The sequence below is a fragment of the Shewanella sp. BC20 genome (genome assembly GCF_003129585.1).
Classification (GTDB): domain Bacteria; phylum Pseudomonadota; class Gammaproteobacteria; order Enterobacterales; family Shewanellaceae; genus Shewanella; species Shewanella seohaensis.
Genome location: NZ_NHRI01000007.1, coordinates 163,606 through 180,055, shown reverse-complemented (window position 1 = coordinate 180,055; position 16,450 = coordinate 163,606). Strand labels below are relative to the sequence as shown.

General features: G+C 46.5%; 16 protein-coding genes. 8 read left to right on the top strand and 8 right to left on the bottom strand.

The annotated features are described in order from the left end of the window. Window positions 1-180: 180 nt before the first annotated feature. The 3 genes from CBX96_RS09740 to CBX96_RS09730 form a co-directional block, all read right to left on the bottom strand. Window positions 181-708: a CbrC family protein gene (locus tag CBX96_RS09740; protein WP_109286538.1), complete on the bottom strand. Its 528-nt coding sequence runs from the start codon at window positions 706-708 to the stop codon at window positions 181-183. 175 nt (window positions 709-883) lie between these two features. Then, window positions 884-1,306, bottom strand: a complete 423-nt coding sequence (locus CBX96_RS09735; protein WP_109286537.1) for a VOC family protein — start codon at window positions 1,304-1,306, stop codon at window positions 884-886. 188 nt (window positions 1,307-1,494) lie between these two features. Next, complete coding sequence (locus tag CBX96_RS09730; protein WP_109286536.1) at window positions 1,495-2,535, bottom strand: NADP(H)-dependent aldo-keto reductase; 1,041 nt, start codon at window positions 2,533-2,535, stop codon at window positions 1,495-1,497. A gap of 465 nt (window positions 2,536-3,000) precedes the next feature. On the opposite strand from CBX96_RS09730, the gene CBX96_RS09725 reads away from it, so the two are divergent. The 6 genes from CBX96_RS09725 to nqrF are packed head-to-tail and all read left to right on the top strand — an operon-like array spanning window position 3,001 to window position 8,891. After that, window positions 3,001-4,371, top strand: a complete 1,371-nt coding sequence (locus tag CBX96_RS09725) for a Na(+)-translocating NADH-quinone reductase subunit A (protein WP_109286535.1) — start codon at window positions 3,001-3,003, stop codon at window positions 4,369-4,371. Further along, complete coding sequence (locus CBX96_RS09720) at window positions 4,371-5,603, top strand: NADH:ubiquinone reductase (Na(+)-transporting) subunit B (protein WP_086903760.1); 1,233 nt, start codon at window positions 4,371-4,373, stop codon at window positions 5,601-5,603. Before CBX96_RS09725 ends, CBX96_RS09720 begins: the two co-directional genes overlap by 1 nt. Continuing rightward, on the top strand, window positions 5,593-6,387 hold the full coding sequence (locus CBX96_RS09715) for a Na(+)-translocating NADH-quinone reductase subunit C (protein WP_011621546.1): 795 nt from the start codon (window positions 5,593-5,595) through the stop codon (window positions 6,385-6,387). Before CBX96_RS09720 ends, CBX96_RS09715 begins: the two co-directional genes overlap by 11 nt. Beyond that, window positions 6,384-7,004, top strand: a complete 621-nt coding sequence (locus tag CBX96_RS09710) for an NADH:ubiquinone reductase (Na(+)-transporting) subunit D (protein ID WP_011071186.1) — start codon at window positions 6,384-6,386, stop codon at window positions 7,002-7,004. The genes CBX96_RS09715 and CBX96_RS09710 overlap by 4 nt, the downstream gene beginning before the upstream one ends. 9 nt (window positions 7,005-7,013) lie before the next feature. Beyond that, window positions 7,014-7,622 carry an NADH:ubiquinone reductase (Na(+)-transporting) subunit E gene (gene nqrE / locus CBX96_RS09705; protein ID WP_011621548.1) on the top strand — a complete coding sequence of 203 codons (609 nt, stop codon included), beginning with the start codon at window positions 7,014-7,016 and terminating at the stop codon, window positions 7,620-7,622. A gap of 51 nt (window positions 7,623-7,673) precedes the next feature. Continuing rightward, window positions 7,674-8,891: an NADH:ubiquinone reductase (Na(+)-transporting) subunit F gene (gene nqrF, locus CBX96_RS09700; protein WP_109286534.1), complete on the top strand. Its 1,218-nt coding sequence runs from the start codon at window positions 7,674-7,676 to the stop codon at window positions 8,889-8,891. A 97-nt stretch (window positions 8,892-8,988) separates the two neighbouring features. On the opposite strand, the gene CBX96_RS09695 is transcribed toward nqrF, so the two are convergent. From CBX96_RS09695 to CBX96_RS09685, 3 genes are all read right to left on the bottom strand, one after another. Further along, on the bottom strand, window positions 8,989-9,306 hold the full coding sequence (locus tag CBX96_RS09695) for an ankyrin repeat domain-containing protein (protein ID WP_109286533.1): 318 nt from the start codon (window positions 9,304-9,306) through the stop codon (window positions 8,989-8,991). 42 nt (window positions 9,307-9,348) lie between these two features. Continuing rightward, window positions 9,349-9,912, bottom strand: a complete 564-nt coding sequence (locus CBX96_RS09690) for a hypothetical protein (RefSeq protein ID WP_109286532.1) — start codon at window positions 9,910-9,912, stop codon at window positions 9,349-9,351. Between the two features lie 477 nt (window positions 9,913-10,389). After that, window positions 10,390-10,869: a hypothetical protein gene (locus CBX96_RS09685; protein WP_109286531.1), complete on the bottom strand. Its 480-nt coding sequence runs from the start codon at window positions 10,867-10,869 to the stop codon at window positions 10,390-10,392. 499 nt (window positions 10,870-11,368) lie between these two features. On the opposite strand from CBX96_RS09685, the gene CBX96_RS09680 reads away from it, so the two are divergent. Further along, the gene (locus CBX96_RS09680; RefSeq protein ID WP_258294413.1) at window positions 11,369-12,226 is read left to right on the top strand and encodes a serine hydrolase domain-containing protein; all 858 of its coding nucleotides are present in this window, start codon (window positions 11,369-11,371) and stop codon (window positions 12,224-12,226) included. 45 nt (window positions 12,227-12,271) lie between these two features. Then, entirely contained in the window at window positions 12,272-12,553 is a 282-nt protein-coding gene (locus CBX96_RS21750) for a hypothetical protein (RefSeq protein ID WP_258294412.1), read from the top strand. 136 nt (window positions 12,554-12,689) lie between these two features. On the opposite strand, the gene CBX96_RS09675 is transcribed toward CBX96_RS21750, so the two are convergent. Both CBX96_RS09675 and CBX96_RS09670 read right to left on the bottom strand, forming a co-directional pair. Next, window positions 12,690-15,140 carry an ankyrin repeat domain-containing protein gene (locus CBX96_RS09675; protein ID WP_109286530.1) on the bottom strand — a complete coding sequence of 817 codons (2,451 nt, stop codon included), beginning with the start codon at window positions 15,138-15,140 and terminating at the stop codon, window positions 12,690-12,692. A gap of 239 nt (window positions 15,141-15,379) precedes the next feature. Continuing rightward, window positions 15,380-16,360, bottom strand: a complete 981-nt coding sequence (locus CBX96_RS09670) for a GNAT family N-acetyltransferase (RefSeq protein WP_258294411.1) — start codon at window positions 16,358-16,360, stop codon at window positions 15,380-15,382. Between the last annotated feature and the right edge of the window lie 90 nt (window positions 16,361-16,450).

The following is a 16,450-nucleotide window of genomic DNA, read 5'->3' as shown; positions in this document are numbered from 1 at the left end:
CAGCCGTTAGTCTTATCGGGAAGCGCATATCCCTGTTGAAATGAGCTAAAGCCTGCGCCTGCGTCAGGCAACCTGAGTCGCTGATGCAGGCCCATTCGCTTTAGCCTTATCTAATCCACAAACTGACCTTAATTGATTTACATTGACCGAGTCTAGTTAACTTTTAGTTATAAAACTGGCTCAGTGGCAATCTAAGGTAAAAATCGCTTGCTGGCAGTGGCGGCACTTAAACTTGTAGATGGCCGGGTTGCCACCCTTTTGGTAGCTAGATAAGAGTTTTTGCCATAGGTCATGGTTGGGCAGGTATTCGGCTAAAAAGTCTTCTAATGCTTCGCCTTGCAAGGCTTGTAAATCAGTGAGTTCGGCATCGCCATGAAACTCGCAGGCATCATTACAGTGGGATTGCCAGACTTCCTGTTGCCATGAGACATACCCCGGTGTTCTTTCTGCCACTTCCTTCACGATGGCGAGATCCAGCCCCGCGTCGAGCAGTGGGTAATCGTCGACAAAATGGCCATTAAATTTGTCTGCGGCGCTACCATCGGCAACGCACCAAGGGCAAATCGCTTCAACATTGTCCCTGCAGTACATTCCTGAGCTGCAGATAAATCCCCGTGCTTGGCCGCAGCATTCGCAGGTCGCATCGCTTGCGATCACGGCGCCAGTATCGAGGGGATGAGGGTGATAAGTAAACTGAGGGAAATCCATTTCAACTCCTAAGTGAGAAATAACGCGATTAAATCGCCAAGCTGATTATCATTGAGCTGCGTGGTTGATTCAATAGTTTATTCAATGAGATAAGCACTTGGCTGGTACTCGCAGCATCACTTAGTTAACGCTTATTGTGTTTTTTACTTGGCTATCGGCTAAGTCTTTTACACTGTTATTGACATCTTTTAGCCATGGGATGATTCGGGCTCAATTGCAATAAATCCCAACGGTTGCCATAGAGGTCCTCGAACACGGCAACGGTGCCGTAATCCTGCTCCTGCGGCTCACGAATAAAGCGGATCCCAATGGACTGCATATAGTGATAATCGCGCCAAAAATCATCGGTATTTAAGAACAGGAACACCCGGCCGCCAGCCTGATTACCGATAAAGGGTGCTTGCTCCGGCTTAGAGGCCTTGGCTAACAATAATGCGGTGCCACTGGAATTGGGCGGGGCTACCACGACCCAACGTTTATCTTGCTCGGGTTGATAGCTGTCTTCAATCAATTCGAATTTGAGTTTATTGACATAAAAATCAATCGCCTCATCGTAATCTCTTACGACGAGCGCGATATGGACAATGGCTTGTTTCATCTTGAGTGCTCGACTTTTGCTGTCTTATAAACCGCTATTGTATGGCTATCGCTGCGGTTAGGGTACAGCTCTGATAGACAATCAATTTGTGACTCAAGTGAGTGGCACTTTGGCCACTCACATTAGAGGCTTGTTTAAAAGCTCGATTTAACAGCTCATTGTTAGCGCTCTCTTTTTAGAGCAAAGAGCTAAGGGCAGGGCAATCTAAATTGATCTGAGAGGGCATTTAGACGGTTGAGTAACTCGGTGGAGAGGCTGACTTTTAAGCTGTCGATATTCTCTTTCAGCTGGTATAAATCGGTGGCGCCAATGATGTTTGAGCCAACAAATTTACGCGAGTTAACAAAGGCTAACGCCATTTGCGCGGGCGAGAGATTAAACTCGCGGGCTAAGTCTACGTAGGCAGCGGTGGCATCGAGTGCCATTTGCGAGCCTGTGTAACGGGCGAAGCGTTTAAACAGGGTTAAGCGCGCGCCTTCTGGCCATTGGTTATTGCAATATTTGCCGCTCAAGGCACCAAAGGCCAAGGGCGAGTAGGCCAGCAGTGGTAACTCTTCGCGGTGGCTGATTTCACTCATACCGACCTCAAAGCTGCGGTTGAGCAGGTTATAGGGGTTTTGCACTGTCACAATGCGCGGCAGACCATGTTTTTCCGCCAGTTGCAAATACTTCATCAGTCCCCAAGGGGTTTCGTTCGACACGCCGATGTAGCGCACTTTGCCTTGGCGAATGACTTCGGCGAGGGCTTCGAGGGTTTCGAGGATTGGCGTTTGCTGCTCAATCTCTTGCTCGTCGTAAAATAATTCCCCGAAGAAGTTGGTATTGCGGTCAGGCCAATGCACTTGGTAGAGATCGATAGTATCGATTTGCAGGCGTTCGAGTGAGGCATCGACCGCTTGGTGAATGTTGTTCCAGTCCAGTGCCATATTCTTGCGAATATAGTCACTCTTGCCACCCGGCGCGGCAATCTTAGTGGCGATTACTAGGTCATCCCGGTTGCCACGGGCCTTGATATATTGGCCCAAAATGCGCTCGGTTTCCCCTTGGGTTTCCGGCTTGGGCGGCACAGGGTACATTTCCGCAGTGTCAATAAAGTTGATGCCACTGCCGATGGCGTAGTCTAGCTGTGCGAAGGCTTCGGCTTGGGTATTTTGTTCGCCCCAAGTCATAGTGCCTAAACAGATTTTGCTCACCTCGAGATTAGAATGCGGTATGCGTTTGTATTCCATCTATTTCTCCTACGGAAACTATCTTAGTCCGAGGCTATCAAGCTTTTGCTGTAAAGCAAAGGTTAATAGGGCGTCAAACATTTTACTGCAGTAAAAATAACCAATGCTCGAAAGTCGGGAACCGCAGTAAGGTTGCGGGGCTGGCACCTTGGATTGCACACGAACTCGCCACCGACTTAGTGTTTTACGCCTTTGTCAAAAATTTGGGCTGAAAGGGGAGATTTTTGTCAGTTTTTATCTAGTTAAGTCGTAACTAAATCAGAAACACAGGAATTATGAATTATTTGTTATAAAACTACATTTACAATTTTGTGCTGCAATTGATGTGAACCTATGTCACAAAATGGCACGAATTTACGTATATTACTTACGAAATTGCGGCGGAATGTGACGCCAATATCGGATTATCTGTTAACAAACATCTACCCTAAATTTATCTAAAAATTTTCATGGTTGATATTTGTGATGGCAGATTTTTCAAACCAAGTTATAACGATCAAAAAAGGCCTCGACTTGCCGATTTCGGGTGAGCCTAGGCAGATCATCGAACCCGGTAACAGGCCATCCCAAGTGGCCTTGTTGGGTGAGGAGTATGTTGGCTTAAAACCGACTATGTTGGTGGAAGTCGGCGATAAGGTCAAAAAAGGCCAACCTTTGTTTGAAGATAAAAAAACAAAGGGCGTGCTGTTTACCGCTCCCGCCAGTGGTGAGATTGTTGCAATCCACCGTGGTGAACGTCGGGTGTTGCAATCCGTGGTGATCCGCTGCAATGGTTTAGACGCCGATGAGCAGATCCGTTTCGACATTCACACCGATTTGCAGGCCTTATCTGCGGATGTGGTTAAAGCGCAACTGGTTAAGAGCGGCCTGTGGACGGCGCTGCGTACCCGTCCTTTCTCCCGCGTTCCCGCCCTCGATACCAAACCCGCAGGCATTTTCGTGACGGCGATGGATACCAATCCACTCGCCGCCGATCCTAGGTTGATTATTGCCGAACAGAGCGATGCCTTTAAGGCGGGCTTAGCGGTACTGAATCATTTAACCGAAGGCAAGGTTTACCTCTGCCAAGATAAGGGCGAGACCTTAGTCGGTGCTGATTTGCCCAAGGTTGAAGTGCGCCGTTTTACTGGGGTGCATCCCGCCGGATTAGCCGGGACTCACATTCACTTTACCTTACCCGTCAGTATTGAACGTCAGGTGTGGCATATCGGCTATCAAGACGTTATTGCCTACGGCAAGCTGTTTCAAACCGGTGAACTCTATACCGACCGCGTGGTGGCGCTGGGTGGCCCGAGTGTGCTTAACCCGCGTTTACTGCGCACTCAGTTAGGTGCTGAGCTGAGCGCCTTAGTGGCTGATGAAGTGAAACCCGGTAACAACCGTGTGGTATCAGGCTCAGTGTTATCTGGCCATACCGCGAGGGGCGTACATGACTTTTTAGGTCGCTTCCACAACCAAGTATCGGTTCTCGCCGAAGATGCGCAGCACCAAGTATTGCCTTGGGTGCGTGGCGGTTCAGACAAGTTCTCTATCACCCGTGCGGTGACTTCCCGTTTATTTGGCCTGACTAAGTCCTTCGAATTTACCACGCATCAAGGTGGCTCTCACCGCGCCATGATGGCCTTTGGTCAGCTCGATCGCGTAATGCCATTAGATATTTTACCCACTCTGCTAGTGCGTGACTTAGTGGTGCGAGATACCGATGAGGCGCAGGCGTTAGGCGCATTGGAGTTAGATGAAGAAGATTTAGCCCTGTGTACCTTTGTGTGCCCCGGCAAGTATGACTTCGGTAAAGAGTTACGTGCCTGTCTAGATGTTATCGAGAGGGAAGGTTAATGACGACACAACCTAAAAAACCTGATTTGCAGGACGCCCCTGATTTGCAGCAAGAGTATTACGCCACGGGTAAATCGATGAAGGGCTTTGTGCGCTCATTGGTGATCGCCAGTGGTCGCAGCACTAAGGGACAAGTACACGTACGTGACGCAATTGACGTAAAACGTACCATGACCTTAGTGGGCCTTTGTTTATTACCCGCCATTCTATTTGGCTTATATAACGTAGGCTTACAGGCTCAGCTCGCACTAGCGAGTGGCCTAGCGACGCCAGAAACCTGGAAACTCGCGCTGTTTAACGCTTTAAGTGGTGGCTTAAGTGCCGAGACGGGCGTGATTGGCCTGTTCCTCTATGGCTTAAGTTTTTATCTGCCGATTTACTTAACGGCCTTGCTGACCAGCCTGTTCTGGGAAGTGGTGTTTGCCAAGGTGCGTCGCCAAGAGTTGCACGAAGGCTTCTTCGTCACTGCCTTGTTATTTACGCTGATTTTACCCGTTTCGATTCCACTCTGGTTGGTGGTGATGGGGATTAGCTTTGGGGTGGTGATTGCCAAAGAGCTGTTTGGTGGCATGGGATACAACTTCCTTAACCCCGCATTAGCAGGTTTGGCGTTTATCTATTTTGCTTACCCTTCTGAAGTGTCAACCGTTAAGCAACTGGTTGCTGTAGATGGCTTTTCAGGCGCGACTGCCTTAGCGCAAGCCGCTGCAGGTAAGCTGCAATTTGCTGATTACGCTTGGTACAGCGCCTTTAGCGATCCTAACTGGTGGAATAATTTCTTCGGCTTTACCGTGGGCGCGATTGGTGAAACCAGCACGCTTGCTGTGTTGCTCGGTGGGTTATTGCTGCTTATCACCCGTTTAGCCGACTGGCGCATCGTGGTGGGTGTGATGTTGGGCATGATTGCCACTGCAACCTTGTTCAATGTTATTGGTTCAAGCACTAACCAGATGATGGCAATGCCTTGGACATGGCACTTAGTCACGGGCGGCTTTGCTATCGCGATGATGTTTATGGCGACCGATCCTGTAACGACCTCTTATACCCGCCAAGGCAAGTTTGCCTACGGCGCCTTGATTGGTTTTATGACAATCCTTATCCGTGTGGCTAACCCCAAAATGCCTGAAGGCGTGATGTTAGCCATCCTGTTCGCCAACCTGTGGGCACCGCTGTTCGATTATTTGGTGGCCCGTGCCAACATCAAACGGAGAGTAAAACGTCATGGTATTTAAGAAAGATACTGTGGTGGGGACCATGATCTTCACCATCACGCTCTGCCTTTTGTGCTCCTTTATGATTACTGGCACCGCAGGCGTGTTGAAGGAGCGTAAGCTCGCGAAAAAACGCGATGAGTTACAACGTTATGTGTTGATGGCGGCCGATGTGAATATTGGCCAAGGCAATGAGTTTAGAGAGATTTTTGCTAAATCCGTTAAGCCATTATTGATTAATCTCGACACAGGCAAAGTGGACTCGGATGCCAATGTACTCGACTTTGACGAGCGCATGGCGGCGATTAACCCAGAAACCTCAAGCGCCCCTAAAAAGGATATCGCCAAAATCAAGACCCGCGCCAACGATGCCCGCGTGTTTAAGGTGTTTGATGACAGCGGCAAGTTATCCAGCGTGGTCGTGCCTTTCTACGGTAAAGGGCTGTGGTCGATGATCTACGGTTATGTGGCCGTCGAGCCTGACTTTAATACGATTAAAGGCATGGTGGTTTACGAGCACGGTGAAACCCCTGGTATCGGTGACTTTGTGACTGACCCACATTGGTTATCCTTGTGGAAGGGGAAACAACTCTTTGATGAAAAAGGCAAGTTTGCGATGCGCCTCGTGAAAGGCGGCGCCAAAGAGGGTGATATCCACGGTGTTGATGCTGTGAGTGGCGCGACCATGACCGGCCGTGGCGTGCAGCGTGCAATGGAGTTTTGGTTTGGCGTCGAGGGTTTCCAAACCTTCTTCAACCAATTAAAAGCATCGGCTGAACAAGGTGAGTTGGGAGGTGCAAAATGAGCAACAGTTTATCCATGCGGGACATGTTAGCAGGCCCTGTATTTGCCAATAACCCAGTGGCGATGCAAGTGCTGGGCGTATGTTCGGCGCTGGCGGTGAGTAACTCCATGCAGACGGCCGTGGTGATGACACTGGCGGTAACTTTCGTTCTGGTGTTCTCTAACCTTATCATCTCCGCCATTCGCAACTTTATCCCTAACAGTGTGCGGATTATTGCCCAGATGACGGTCATTGCCTCCTTGGTGATTATCGTCGATATGGTGTTGCAGGATGTGGCTTACGAGCTATCTAAACAACTCTCTGTATTTGTTGGGTTAATCATCACTAACTGTATCATCATGGGCCGCGCAGAAGCTTTTGCGATGAAGTATCCACCTCACTTAGCCGTGGTCGATGCCGTAGGTAACGCGGCGGGTTATGGCTTGGTGCTGATCAGTGTGGCCTTTGTGCGTGAGCTGTTAGGCACGGGCAATCTGTTTGGGCATAGCGTGTTGACTACGGTTGAAAACGGCGGCTGGTACTTACCCAATGAGATGTTTAAGTTGCCCCCAAGCGCCTTCTTCCTGATTGGCCTGCTGATCTGGAGCATTAACGTGATCCAGCGTAAACGCGGTTAAGGAGCGGATATGGAACACTATATTAATCTGTTTTTACAGGCCACATTCTTAGACAACATGGCGCTGTCGTTCTTCCTCGGTATGTGTACCTTCTTAGCTGTGTCTAAAAAGGTGTCGACCGCATTCGGCTTAGGCGTTGCGGTTATCGTGGTGATGACCTTAGCCGTGCCTTTAAACCAGCTGATCTATGTGAAGGTGTTAGCACCGGGCGCATTGGCGTGGGCGGGCATGCCTGGTATCGACTTAAGTTACCTGCAACTGATCACCTTTATCGGTGTGATTGCGGCCTTAGTGCAAATCCTTGAAATGTTTTTAGATAAATACATTCCAAGCCTGTATGACTCCCTCGGGATCTTCCTGCCACTGCTCACCGTAAACTGCGCGATTTTTGCCGGGGTGATCTTTATGGCTAACCGTGATTACAACTTTGCCGAATCGGCGGTGTTTGCCATGGGTTCGGGCACGGGTTGGGCGCTGGCGATTGTGATGCTGGCGGGGCTGCGTGAACGGATGAAGTTTCATGCGATTCCCGAAGGCTTACAGGGGATTGGTATCACCTTTATTACCACAGGGTTGATGGCACTTGGCTTTATGTCTTTCTCGGGGATCTCGCTGTAACGCGTGACTGAGAAAGTGAAACCGCATTCTGTTTAGAAAAAGGGTTATCGAATGGAAATGGCAATAGGCATAGGCATGTTCACCTTAGTGGTGTGCCTACTGGTGATAGTAATCCTTATCGCCAAAAAGAAATTAGTGACTACTGGTGAGATCACTATCGGGATTAACGACGATGCCGAGAAAAGCATTAAAGTTGCCGCGGGCGACAAGCTGCTTGGCGCCTTAGCGAGCAAGAATATTTTTATTCCCTCGGCCTGTGGCGGCGGCGGTACCTGCGGCCAGTGCCGAGTGAAAGTCAAATCGGGCGGTGGTGATATTCTGCCAACAGAACAAGGGCATATCACTAAAAAAGAAGCCAAAGAAGGTTGTCGTCTCGCCTGCCAAGTGGCGGTGAAAACCGATATGGAACTCGAGCTAGAGGAAGAAATCTTCGGCGTGAAGAAGTGGCAATGTGAGGTGATCTCAAACGATAACAAGGCCACCTTTATCAAAGAGTTATTGCTAAAACTGCCCGAAGGTGAATACGTGCACTTTAAGGCGGGTGGCTATATCCAAATTGAAGCGCCAGCCCATGTGGTGAAGTACGCCGATTTTGATATTCCGGTTAAGTACCGCGACGATTGGGAAAAATACGGCCTATTCGACTTAGTATCCACCGTCAATGAAGACGTGCTGCGCGCCTATTCGATGGCGAACTATCCCGATGAAAAGGGCCGCATTATGCTTAACGTGCGGATTGCCACGCCACCATCGGCCAATGTGCCACCAGGTAAGATGTCTTCTTACATCTTTAACCTCAAGGCGGGGGATAAGGTGACCATCTCTGGCCCATTCGGCGAGTTCTTTGTGAAAGAGACCGATGCGGAAATGGTATTTATCGGCGGTGGTGCGGGTATGGCACCGATGCGCTCGCATATTTTCGATCAACTCAAGAGTAAAAAGACCCAGCGTAAGATGAGCTTCTGGTACGGCGCACGCTCAAGCCGTGAAGTGTTTTACCAGCAGGACTTCGACACCTTGGCCGCCGAGAACGACAACTTCGTCTGGCATGTGGCACTGTCGGAGCCGCTACCAGAGGATAACTGGACGGGCTACACTGGCTTTATCCATAACGTGCTCTATGAGAATTATCTTAAAAATCATAAGGCACCAGAGGATTGTGAGTTCTATATGTGTGGCCCACCGATCATGAACTCCTCGGTGATCCGTATGCTCGAAAGCCTAGGGGTCGAGCCTGAAAATATCCTGCTCGATGACTTTGGTGATTAAGCGGTAAGTGGAATAGAAAATCGCGTTAGGCACAGCTAGTACAGCTGAGCCTAACGCGATTTTTGTTTATAGGGCTTTTAGTTTTAGGCTTTGATATCTAGCTAAAGGATTTACCGCCATGGTGGCTTAAATAGCTCACCATACGCTGACTTTCAGTGGTATAGCATCCCATGCGAAACTCTCCTTGCCAGTAAGCAATATCGAGCGGACGATACCCCAGCTTATTTGGATGATTCACATCGGCACCCGCATCAACCAATAGTTTGAGCAATTCAAAAGACTGTAGCTCACAGGCATGCAACAGTGCCGTCATCCCATTCTTATCAACGCCTTCAAGATCGGCGTCATTGGCAATAATGCGTTTAACCGCAAGTGTATCCTTGGCTTTAACTGCATGGATAAGTTCAGTGCTCATAGGGATATTTAACCTGATCCTGTGAAGCAAATTTAAAGGAGATCAATCAGAAACACCCAAGTGAATAAATACAACTCCTTTCCTGCCCTCGATAGCAAAATCAACCCATTCCATCTCGTACCATTCATCCGTTATTAATGAAACAGCTAAAACCCTTTTGACCTCTAGCAGCGCATCAAGTTGATCACTTATCTGTTTGATAAATTCGTCTCTAAAGCTTTTTATGGACATTGAAAAGGCGCTATCGACATCCTTAAGAGAAGCAAAAGCTGAGCCGCAACCGCTCGGTGTTGTAGGTAGGAGATAGGAAAAAAGCCAATCATAAAGTGCTGCATTGATCTCACTACGCCAGTCTATGACTTCACTAAAGCGAACCGTGGCATCCTTATAAAAACCCTTAAGATAATTTTCCGTTGCAATCTCTAATGGTTTTGATGCATCAATTTTAATGATTTCAAACGTATAGCCGTGATTCGCTTTATTGTTTACATAGGATAGCCCCGTGAGTATCCCGTTTAACTTACCCAATTTATAGTCAAAGTTATCCATTTCAGTTACTACACGCCTTAGCCATTGAAAACGGCAACCAATAATTCTATCTGCCATTTTAAATCAACCAGATAATCTGCTTTCGGCTTCCCCTCAAGCGAATAGTGATTGAGATTGCTCTAAAGATAGCTGCTGAGTGGCAGCCAAGGTTTATAAATGGGTTTGTCTTTAAAACTCAACCCATACTCTCATTGCTAATTCCAAATGCTCGACCGTGACATCTACTGCATACGGAAATGGAAATGCCGTGATCACCTGGATATGAAAGAGCGGCCATGTTACGAACGGTCGAGGTTATTCATAATTCTGTGTCAGGTTAACTTGAACATGGCTCAATTTTGTTTTTTCGTCGCAAAATTTACCAATGGGTGTCTCAATAAACTCCTTTTGTGCTTAATCCTGCTGACCACAGCGTATCCTGCTAGCTTGAATATGCTTCAAATTTGTCTTTTCTTTGTAAAATTTAACAATGGATCTCTAATAACTTTGAGATTTTGATTCAAATGATTTTAGCCTAGGAAGGTGTAGGCAAATTTAAAGCGCATTATGTTGTTCTATAATGGATGGCTTGAATATGCCTTTATCGATAGCATCATCCTGTGAGCCGATGTTGAATATATCAACATACTTAGGGTATTCATCATCTTCATAGTCAAATTGACCTAGAATAACTCCAAGTTCTAAGAAAAGAATTTCATCATCCCACACATACTTTTTATTATCTAACTGACTAAGAGTGTTAGCTAACAATTTACATGAAATAGGATCACTATCATTGACCACAAAAATATCGCTATCAAAAACATTTACATGTGCATCTATTGCTGAGCCAAATTCAATTTTGTCGAAACACACAACAACTAACCTATTGGATAATAAATATTCATTCACTAAATAATTGTTGGGATTGATGCTTGAAAATGTTGGCTTCCCTAACACCTTTTCAACATCATCGGGTGACATTCCCAATTCAATACCCATAATGCTCGCGTATGAAACAATATCAATTTCCATGCTTCTAATATTCCTTGCTTGAACACTACTGATGAAATAAATCGAGCCATACATTTTAAATCAACAACATAATGCACTTTAGATTTGTCTACAACTTGTTGGGGGTTTAAATGGCTTAAATAAGAACCATAATAGTTGCAGGGACAGTATCTAAGACAATTAGTAGAGCTAATTCCTTAAAAAATAATGTATTTCAGATGAAGTGCCTAGTCCCATAGTGTTTGGGCGGTATTCAGCGAAATTTATTGAGACACCCATTGTTAAATTTTCCAAAAGTGGTGTTAGGAATCAATCTGTTTGTTATGTATGACGAGCATACAGAACGAAAGCTTGCAGAAGTTTGGGTGTGGGGTGAAGCCCCACGACTTTGACTTTGTTTCTAGAAACTCAGTCTAGGCTGTCATTGCTAAATTCCAAACACAGCACTACTTAAAAAACTTGTGATAAGCTGGCCGCTTTTTAATCAGGCAGTATTTGCCAATTAAGTTAAGGATAACCCATGCGTTTGAGTGTTATCGGCTCGCTGCTATCAGGGCTGTTATTACTCCCAAGTGCCAATAGTGTTGGCGAGTCGCTTGAAGCTGCGATTGTGTCGGAAAGCGTGCAAGGCGGTCAGTCAGTTAAGCTTGAAAGCCAAACTGCATCCTCGGAATCTAAGTTTGGGGAGATTAAGAGCTTAATCCAAGCGGCGATAATGGATTCGCCGCAGCCATTTAGCGGTAGCGTTATTCTGCTTGAAGAGGGGAAACCACTGCTTGAATTACAAAAGGGCGAAGGTATCAATCAAGATTCGCGTTTTGTGATGGCATCGCTCTCGAAACAAATTACCGCAACGCTAGTGTTGCAGGCACTTGATGCGGGGAAACTCGATTTAAATCAAACGCTAAACCATTACCTTTTTGGCGATCTTGAGGCGGAATCTAAGGCGCTAAAAGCCACTGATGCGGGCGCCAATGCGGGGGATTTGAATCCCAACCGTTATGATGAGCGCATTACTTTGCACCAACTGCTGAACCATACATCGGGTGTTGCCAGCATTGGACAGGCCAATCGCTTCGAGCCGGGTAGCCAATTTGAATACTCTAATTTGGGTTATTCATTGCTTGGGCAAGTGCTTGAGAAGGTTAATCATCAATCCTTTACCGAGCAGCTGGCTCAATTTGCTGCGCGGTACCAACTCAATGGCCTAAGTGCCGAGCAGGGCAGCCTTGAGGCGATTCATGCCAAAGTGCCAAGTCTGGCAGAGGGATTGCAGGAAAGCGAAGTGATTGCGCCTTCTGAGCTGGTGATTGATGAAGCGTTATTGCCCGCGGGGGGATTAATTGCCTCGACGGCTACTTATGCCACCTTTCAGTAGCAATTACATGCTGGCAAGTTATTGAGCCCTGAGAGTTATCTGCGGATGACTACTGCGTATATCGAGTTGCCATTTTTGTGGCCGAATATGCGCTACGGTTATGGAATAAGGATCAATAAGGACGATGGCCTCGTCGAATATAGCCATACTGGGTATGTTTCGGGTTATATGTCGATGACGCTGCATTATCCCGAGTTTAATCTGGACTTGGTAATGCTGGAAAATCTCTCCTTAAACCTTAACGACCGTAACCGGGTATTTGAACTGCATAATCAAATACGCCAAATCATTCGTAGTCAGTTGCTTGCTAAAGCGTTTAAGGCTTAAGACTTGCCATTATGTTGGCTAATAGCCATCCAAGTGTGCAGGTGCGAAGTTAGGCTTAACTTCGAAAGCATAAAGCCCCTTTAAATGACGATATAAAAGGGGCTTTATCTTGGGTTGCTAGCTAAGGAGCTCTCTGTTACCAAAAGCGATTTCTTAGCGCAGTTTCGATTTCAATCTCTACCCTAAAGTATTGCAAAATTGTCCAGACAGAATCGACTAAAGTTTCGGTAAGCGCGGGGTAATCATCCCCGATAATTTTGTTGATTTCATCCACCATTTCATCGAGATAGTCCTGAACTCCTTCTTCAAACTCAGCTTTAGTCGCTTGATTGCGGAAAAAGCTAAAGTTGTCGAGCTTTTCAATCAATCGTTCCACCTGCTCTTTAACCGAGTTTAACTGTTGAGCTGTGATACTTGGATCGCTGGCTATCGGCTTAAAGAAATGCTGCACTCTGTTTTTGAGATCAAACAGCGTCGGGATTTGGCTTCTATCCACCGCCGCATCACTGACCTCTAGTCTAGTTTTTTGGGGTTGAGCGGTTTTTGGCGCCTCCACATGGGTTGTGCCACATTCAAGAGTAAGCGATGCGACTTCTGGCTTCGCTACCTTATGTTCGATAATTGTGGGGGCTGCTGGTATTTTACGCCCTAGCTTTTGTAATAGCCGACGTTGGAAATAACTTTGTGGCTGGGCTTTGCTCAGGGCTTGCTCAAGTTGTGACTCACTGTAGGGGACGATTTGCAGTAGTACTTCGAAAATCTCTTTATATTCCTGCTCCATAGTCACACTCAGCGGGCTATAACCTAAGCTGTTACTTACGGTTAAGTCAGCGCCATATTGCTGCAATAGTCTTAAAATCCGCACCGCCGTTGACTCAAAGCGTGGAAATTCATTCGAGCTGCCGCCCATCACGGCGCAAAGCGCTGGAGTGGTGTCTTCGGCATTGATGGCATTCGGGTTAGCATTATGTTCGAGTAACACCTCAACGCAGGACTGCGCGCCGTAATAGCAGGCGCACATTAGTGGCGTAAATTGCTCATCTACTGAGAATTCTTCAATTTTGGCTCCGTGGCGCAGTAATAGTTCCACGGTATTACGTCGCATGGGGCCAGTAATCTGATCCCACCAATAGGTTGAAATTGCCTTGTGCAGAATAGGCGAATTATCATGGCCGCAATGGGTAAAAATATCCCCGCCTTGGTTAATCAGCCATTCAAGTACTTGGGTTCGACAGGCGATGGCCGCAGCGGACACATAGTTAGTGTTGTAGATATTGGTAAGGCTTAAATCGAGTCCCTTGGTGAGCAGATATTCCATCACTTGGATAAGTGTTGCCTGATCTTCCTTACCCGAACCACGTTGGCAGATAGTCAGCAAGCTTGGTTCATCCACAGCACCAAACTTTTTATTGATATCCATGCCATATTTTATGAAGAGGTCAAGAAACTCCGGCAGAAAGGTTTTCTTCTCGACCATCGGATAAACCAATAGTCGCAAGTTCGACCAGGCTAACATTTCATAGGGTTTACCCGCATTCATAAATACGGAATTTGGATCCGCGCCATATTTGAGCAACAGCTCTAGTGCTTGGTAGATATACTCCCGTTTATTCACATCGGTAAATTGGGCGTTATCAATAAATTGGTTGAGCACGGGTGAATGGTCGGCATCAGGCGGTGTCATCCTATAGATGCGATTGATATCGACGGTCGCCTTAATCAATTTTTCGATAATTCTGAGGTCAAATTCTGAGGTCAATGCCGCATAGAGCAAACTTTTCGCGTGGGAGTCGGCCTTGAGTTGCGGATAATGATCTAGCAGATATTCAGTGTATTCCTGCGCTTTTGCGTAGACACAGAGTTCGAGTAAATTGGCGTCATCCCAAAAGCTGCTATCGTTGGCCATAATATAACGTGACTTTTTATACTCAGGATAGCGTTTCACTAATGGTTCGAAGGTTTCAACTCCCCAAAAATCGCTGGAAAGAATAATCTCTTCTATCAGGCTTAATTGGCCAATGTCCAAATAAATGTCTTTATTAATAATATGTAAAAAGACTTCTTTACTGCGATCTGCATAAAGGATTTCTAAGGGATGATTTAACTCGCCATTGGTCCAAAAACTCACCGAATGATTGATATCCAGTCCCTGCTCTAGCAGCAGTTCTAGCATAGCGATGCGCTGATTATCTTGATAAATATGCTGAGGGTTAGGGTGGTATAAGTAGTTTAACCAGCAGTTATTATATTGATTTTGGTAGTAAAGATTAGCGCCAGCCTTGAGGTAGAGCTTTACCAATTCAGGATTATTAAATTCAAGTGCAGAGTGTAAGGCACTAAAACCATTACATTCAATTTGAGCGCCATTATCCAGCAGATATTGTATCAATTCGAGGTCGGATTCAGGACTACGAGAAAGCGGGACTAACACATTACAGGGGGAAATATCGGGATCAATAAAATTAATATCACCGCCATTGGCGAGGTACTTGGTTATTTTTTGTATTTTCTTGGTCGTCGACAATTCGTTATTTAAACATATTTCCCGCAGTGTGAGGTTATTATCACCAAAAATCCAATTTAGCATATGCTTCCCTATTTAATGCTTTAACAAAAATGCAGCAAATTTCATCTAGATAAATATCATTTTACCGGATGAAAAAGAGGCCTAGTTTAATACAGGTGCTGAATAAAAAACTATGTGAATTAGGAGGGATAAAAACAGACTTGCTCGAATTTTGGCATAAATCACAACACATTATTCAATGAGTAAATTACTCATTTACAGGTTCAGCAGGCCTATAGCCTGCTGATATTGGCGAGTGGTTATGGGGTTAGTTCGGCGTGCAGTGGCAATAGCATTGGGATTTCACAGGCGTCGTGGCCAGTATTACCAAGTGGGGCGCTTAGGTAGTTAAACCCTAAGTGTTCGTAGAGTTTTAGGGCCTCTTTGAGTAATGCGGTGGTTTCGAGATAGCAGCTCTGATAACCCGTTTCACGGGCGAAGTCTAAGGCCTGCAGCGCTAAACGTTTGGCTAAGCCTTTACCGCGGATCTCGGGCATAAAGTACATTTTTTGCAGTTCACAAATACCGGCATTGTTAGCCAGTGGCGCTATGCCTGCGCCGCCAACCACTTGGCCTTCATGTTCTATCACCCAGTATTTGGCGCCCGGCTGCGAATAGATTTGGCTTAAACAATCTAAGGTTGGATCGGCCACGCTATAGCCTTTATCCGCGGTTAAGCCGTATTCGGCGGAAACCGCGCGGATCACTTGGGCAATGGCGGCATCATCGGCGGCGGTGGCTTCACGGATAAGATAACCCGATTGTTGTTTGGCTTTATGTATGGCTTGGTTGTATTGCATTAGGGCTTGCTCGATTTGTTGAATTTGCTCAGGGGTCAGCTGAGCCAAGATTTCTTGAAAGAGTTGATTTTGCTGGCTATCTAACTTAGCGAGCAGCTTTTTACCCGCAGGAGTCAGTTGAACGACGAGGCAGCGATTATCCCGTGGATGCATTTGGCTCTGGGCGAGGTTTTTATCGACTAAGTGCTTGATTGCGCGGCTAGCATTGGATTTATCTATGCTCAGTTTGCAGGCAAGTTCCTTAATGGTTTGTGGTTGATTACCTATCTCAAACAAGGCGTGGGCCTGTACTGGGGACAGAGGTAAATCGCCAAAGGCCGCATTGAGCATGCCTAAGTGTCTGACCATATAACGGGAAAGGTGTCTCAGTTGGCTAGATGAGCCGGGATCATTTGCCATAGTCGGATTGAATGCCATCAGGGTTAACCAAAGTTGAGCCATGCAAGCACTTGTGTGGGTTGGCAGTGGCTCAGTTCGAATCATTTAGTTGCAAGTTACAACGAAATTAGCGGGCTTTGCTCGGCTTTGCAA

Bases quoted from the DNA above. Each gene is read 5' to 3' on its own strand.
- CBX96_RS09740 (WP_109286538.1), bottom strand. From the start codon at position 708: ATGGATTTCCCTCAGTTTACTTATCACCCTCATCCCCTCGATACTGGC.
- CBX96_RS09735 (WP_109286537.1), bottom strand. From the start codon at position 1,306: ATGAAACAAGCCATTGTCCATATCGCGCTCGTCGTAAGAGATTACGAT.
- CBX96_RS09730 (WP_109286536.1), bottom strand. From the start codon at position 2,535: ATGGAATACAAACGCATACCGCATTCTAATCTCGAGGTGAGCAAAATC.
- CBX96_RS09725 (WP_109286535.1), top strand. From the start codon at position 3,001: ATGGCAGATTTTTCAAACCAAGTTATAACGATCAAAAAAGGCCTCGAC.
- CBX96_RS09720 (WP_086903760.1), top strand. From the start codon at position 4,371: ATGACGACACAACCTAAAAAACCTGATTTGCAGGACGCCCCTGATTTG.
- CBX96_RS09715 (WP_011621546.1), top strand. From the start codon at position 5,593: ATGGTATTTAAGAAAGATACTGTGGTGGGGACCATGATCTTCACCATC.
- CBX96_RS09710 (WP_011071186.1), top strand. From the start codon at position 6,384: ATGAGCAACAGTTTATCCATGCGGGACATGTTAGCAGGCCCTGTATTT.
- nqrE (WP_011621548.1), top strand. From the start codon at position 7,014: ATGGAACACTATATTAATCTGTTTTTACAGGCCACATTCTTAGACAAC.
- nqrF (WP_109286534.1), top strand. From the start codon at position 7,674: ATGGAAATGGCAATAGGCATAGGCATGTTCACCTTAGTGGTGTGCCTA.
- CBX96_RS09695 (WP_109286533.1), bottom strand. From the start codon at position 9,306: ATGAGCACTGAACTTATCCATGCAGTTAAAGCCAAGGATACACTTGCG.
- CBX96_RS09690 (WP_109286532.1), bottom strand. From the start codon at position 9,912: ATGGCAGATAGAATTATTGGTTGCCGTTTTCAATGGCTAAGGCGTGTA.
- CBX96_RS09685 (WP_109286531.1), bottom strand. From the start codon at position 10,869: ATGGAAATTGATATTGTTTCATACGCGAGCATTATGGGTATTGAATTG.
- CBX96_RS09680 (WP_258294413.1), top strand. From the start codon at position 11,369: ATGCGTTTGAGTGTTATCGGCTCGCTGCTATCAGGGCTGTTATTACTC.
- CBX96_RS21750 (WP_258294412.1), top strand. From the start codon at position 12,272: ATGACTACTGCGTATATCGAGTTGCCATTTTTGTGGCCGAATATGCGC.
- CBX96_RS09675 (WP_109286530.1), bottom strand. From the start codon at position 15,140: ATGCTAAATTGGATTTTTGGTGATAATAACCTCACACTGCGGGAAATA.
- CBX96_RS09670 (WP_258294411.1), bottom strand. From the start codon at position 16,360: ATGGCTCAACTTTGGTTAACCCTGATGGCATTCAATCCGACTATGGCA.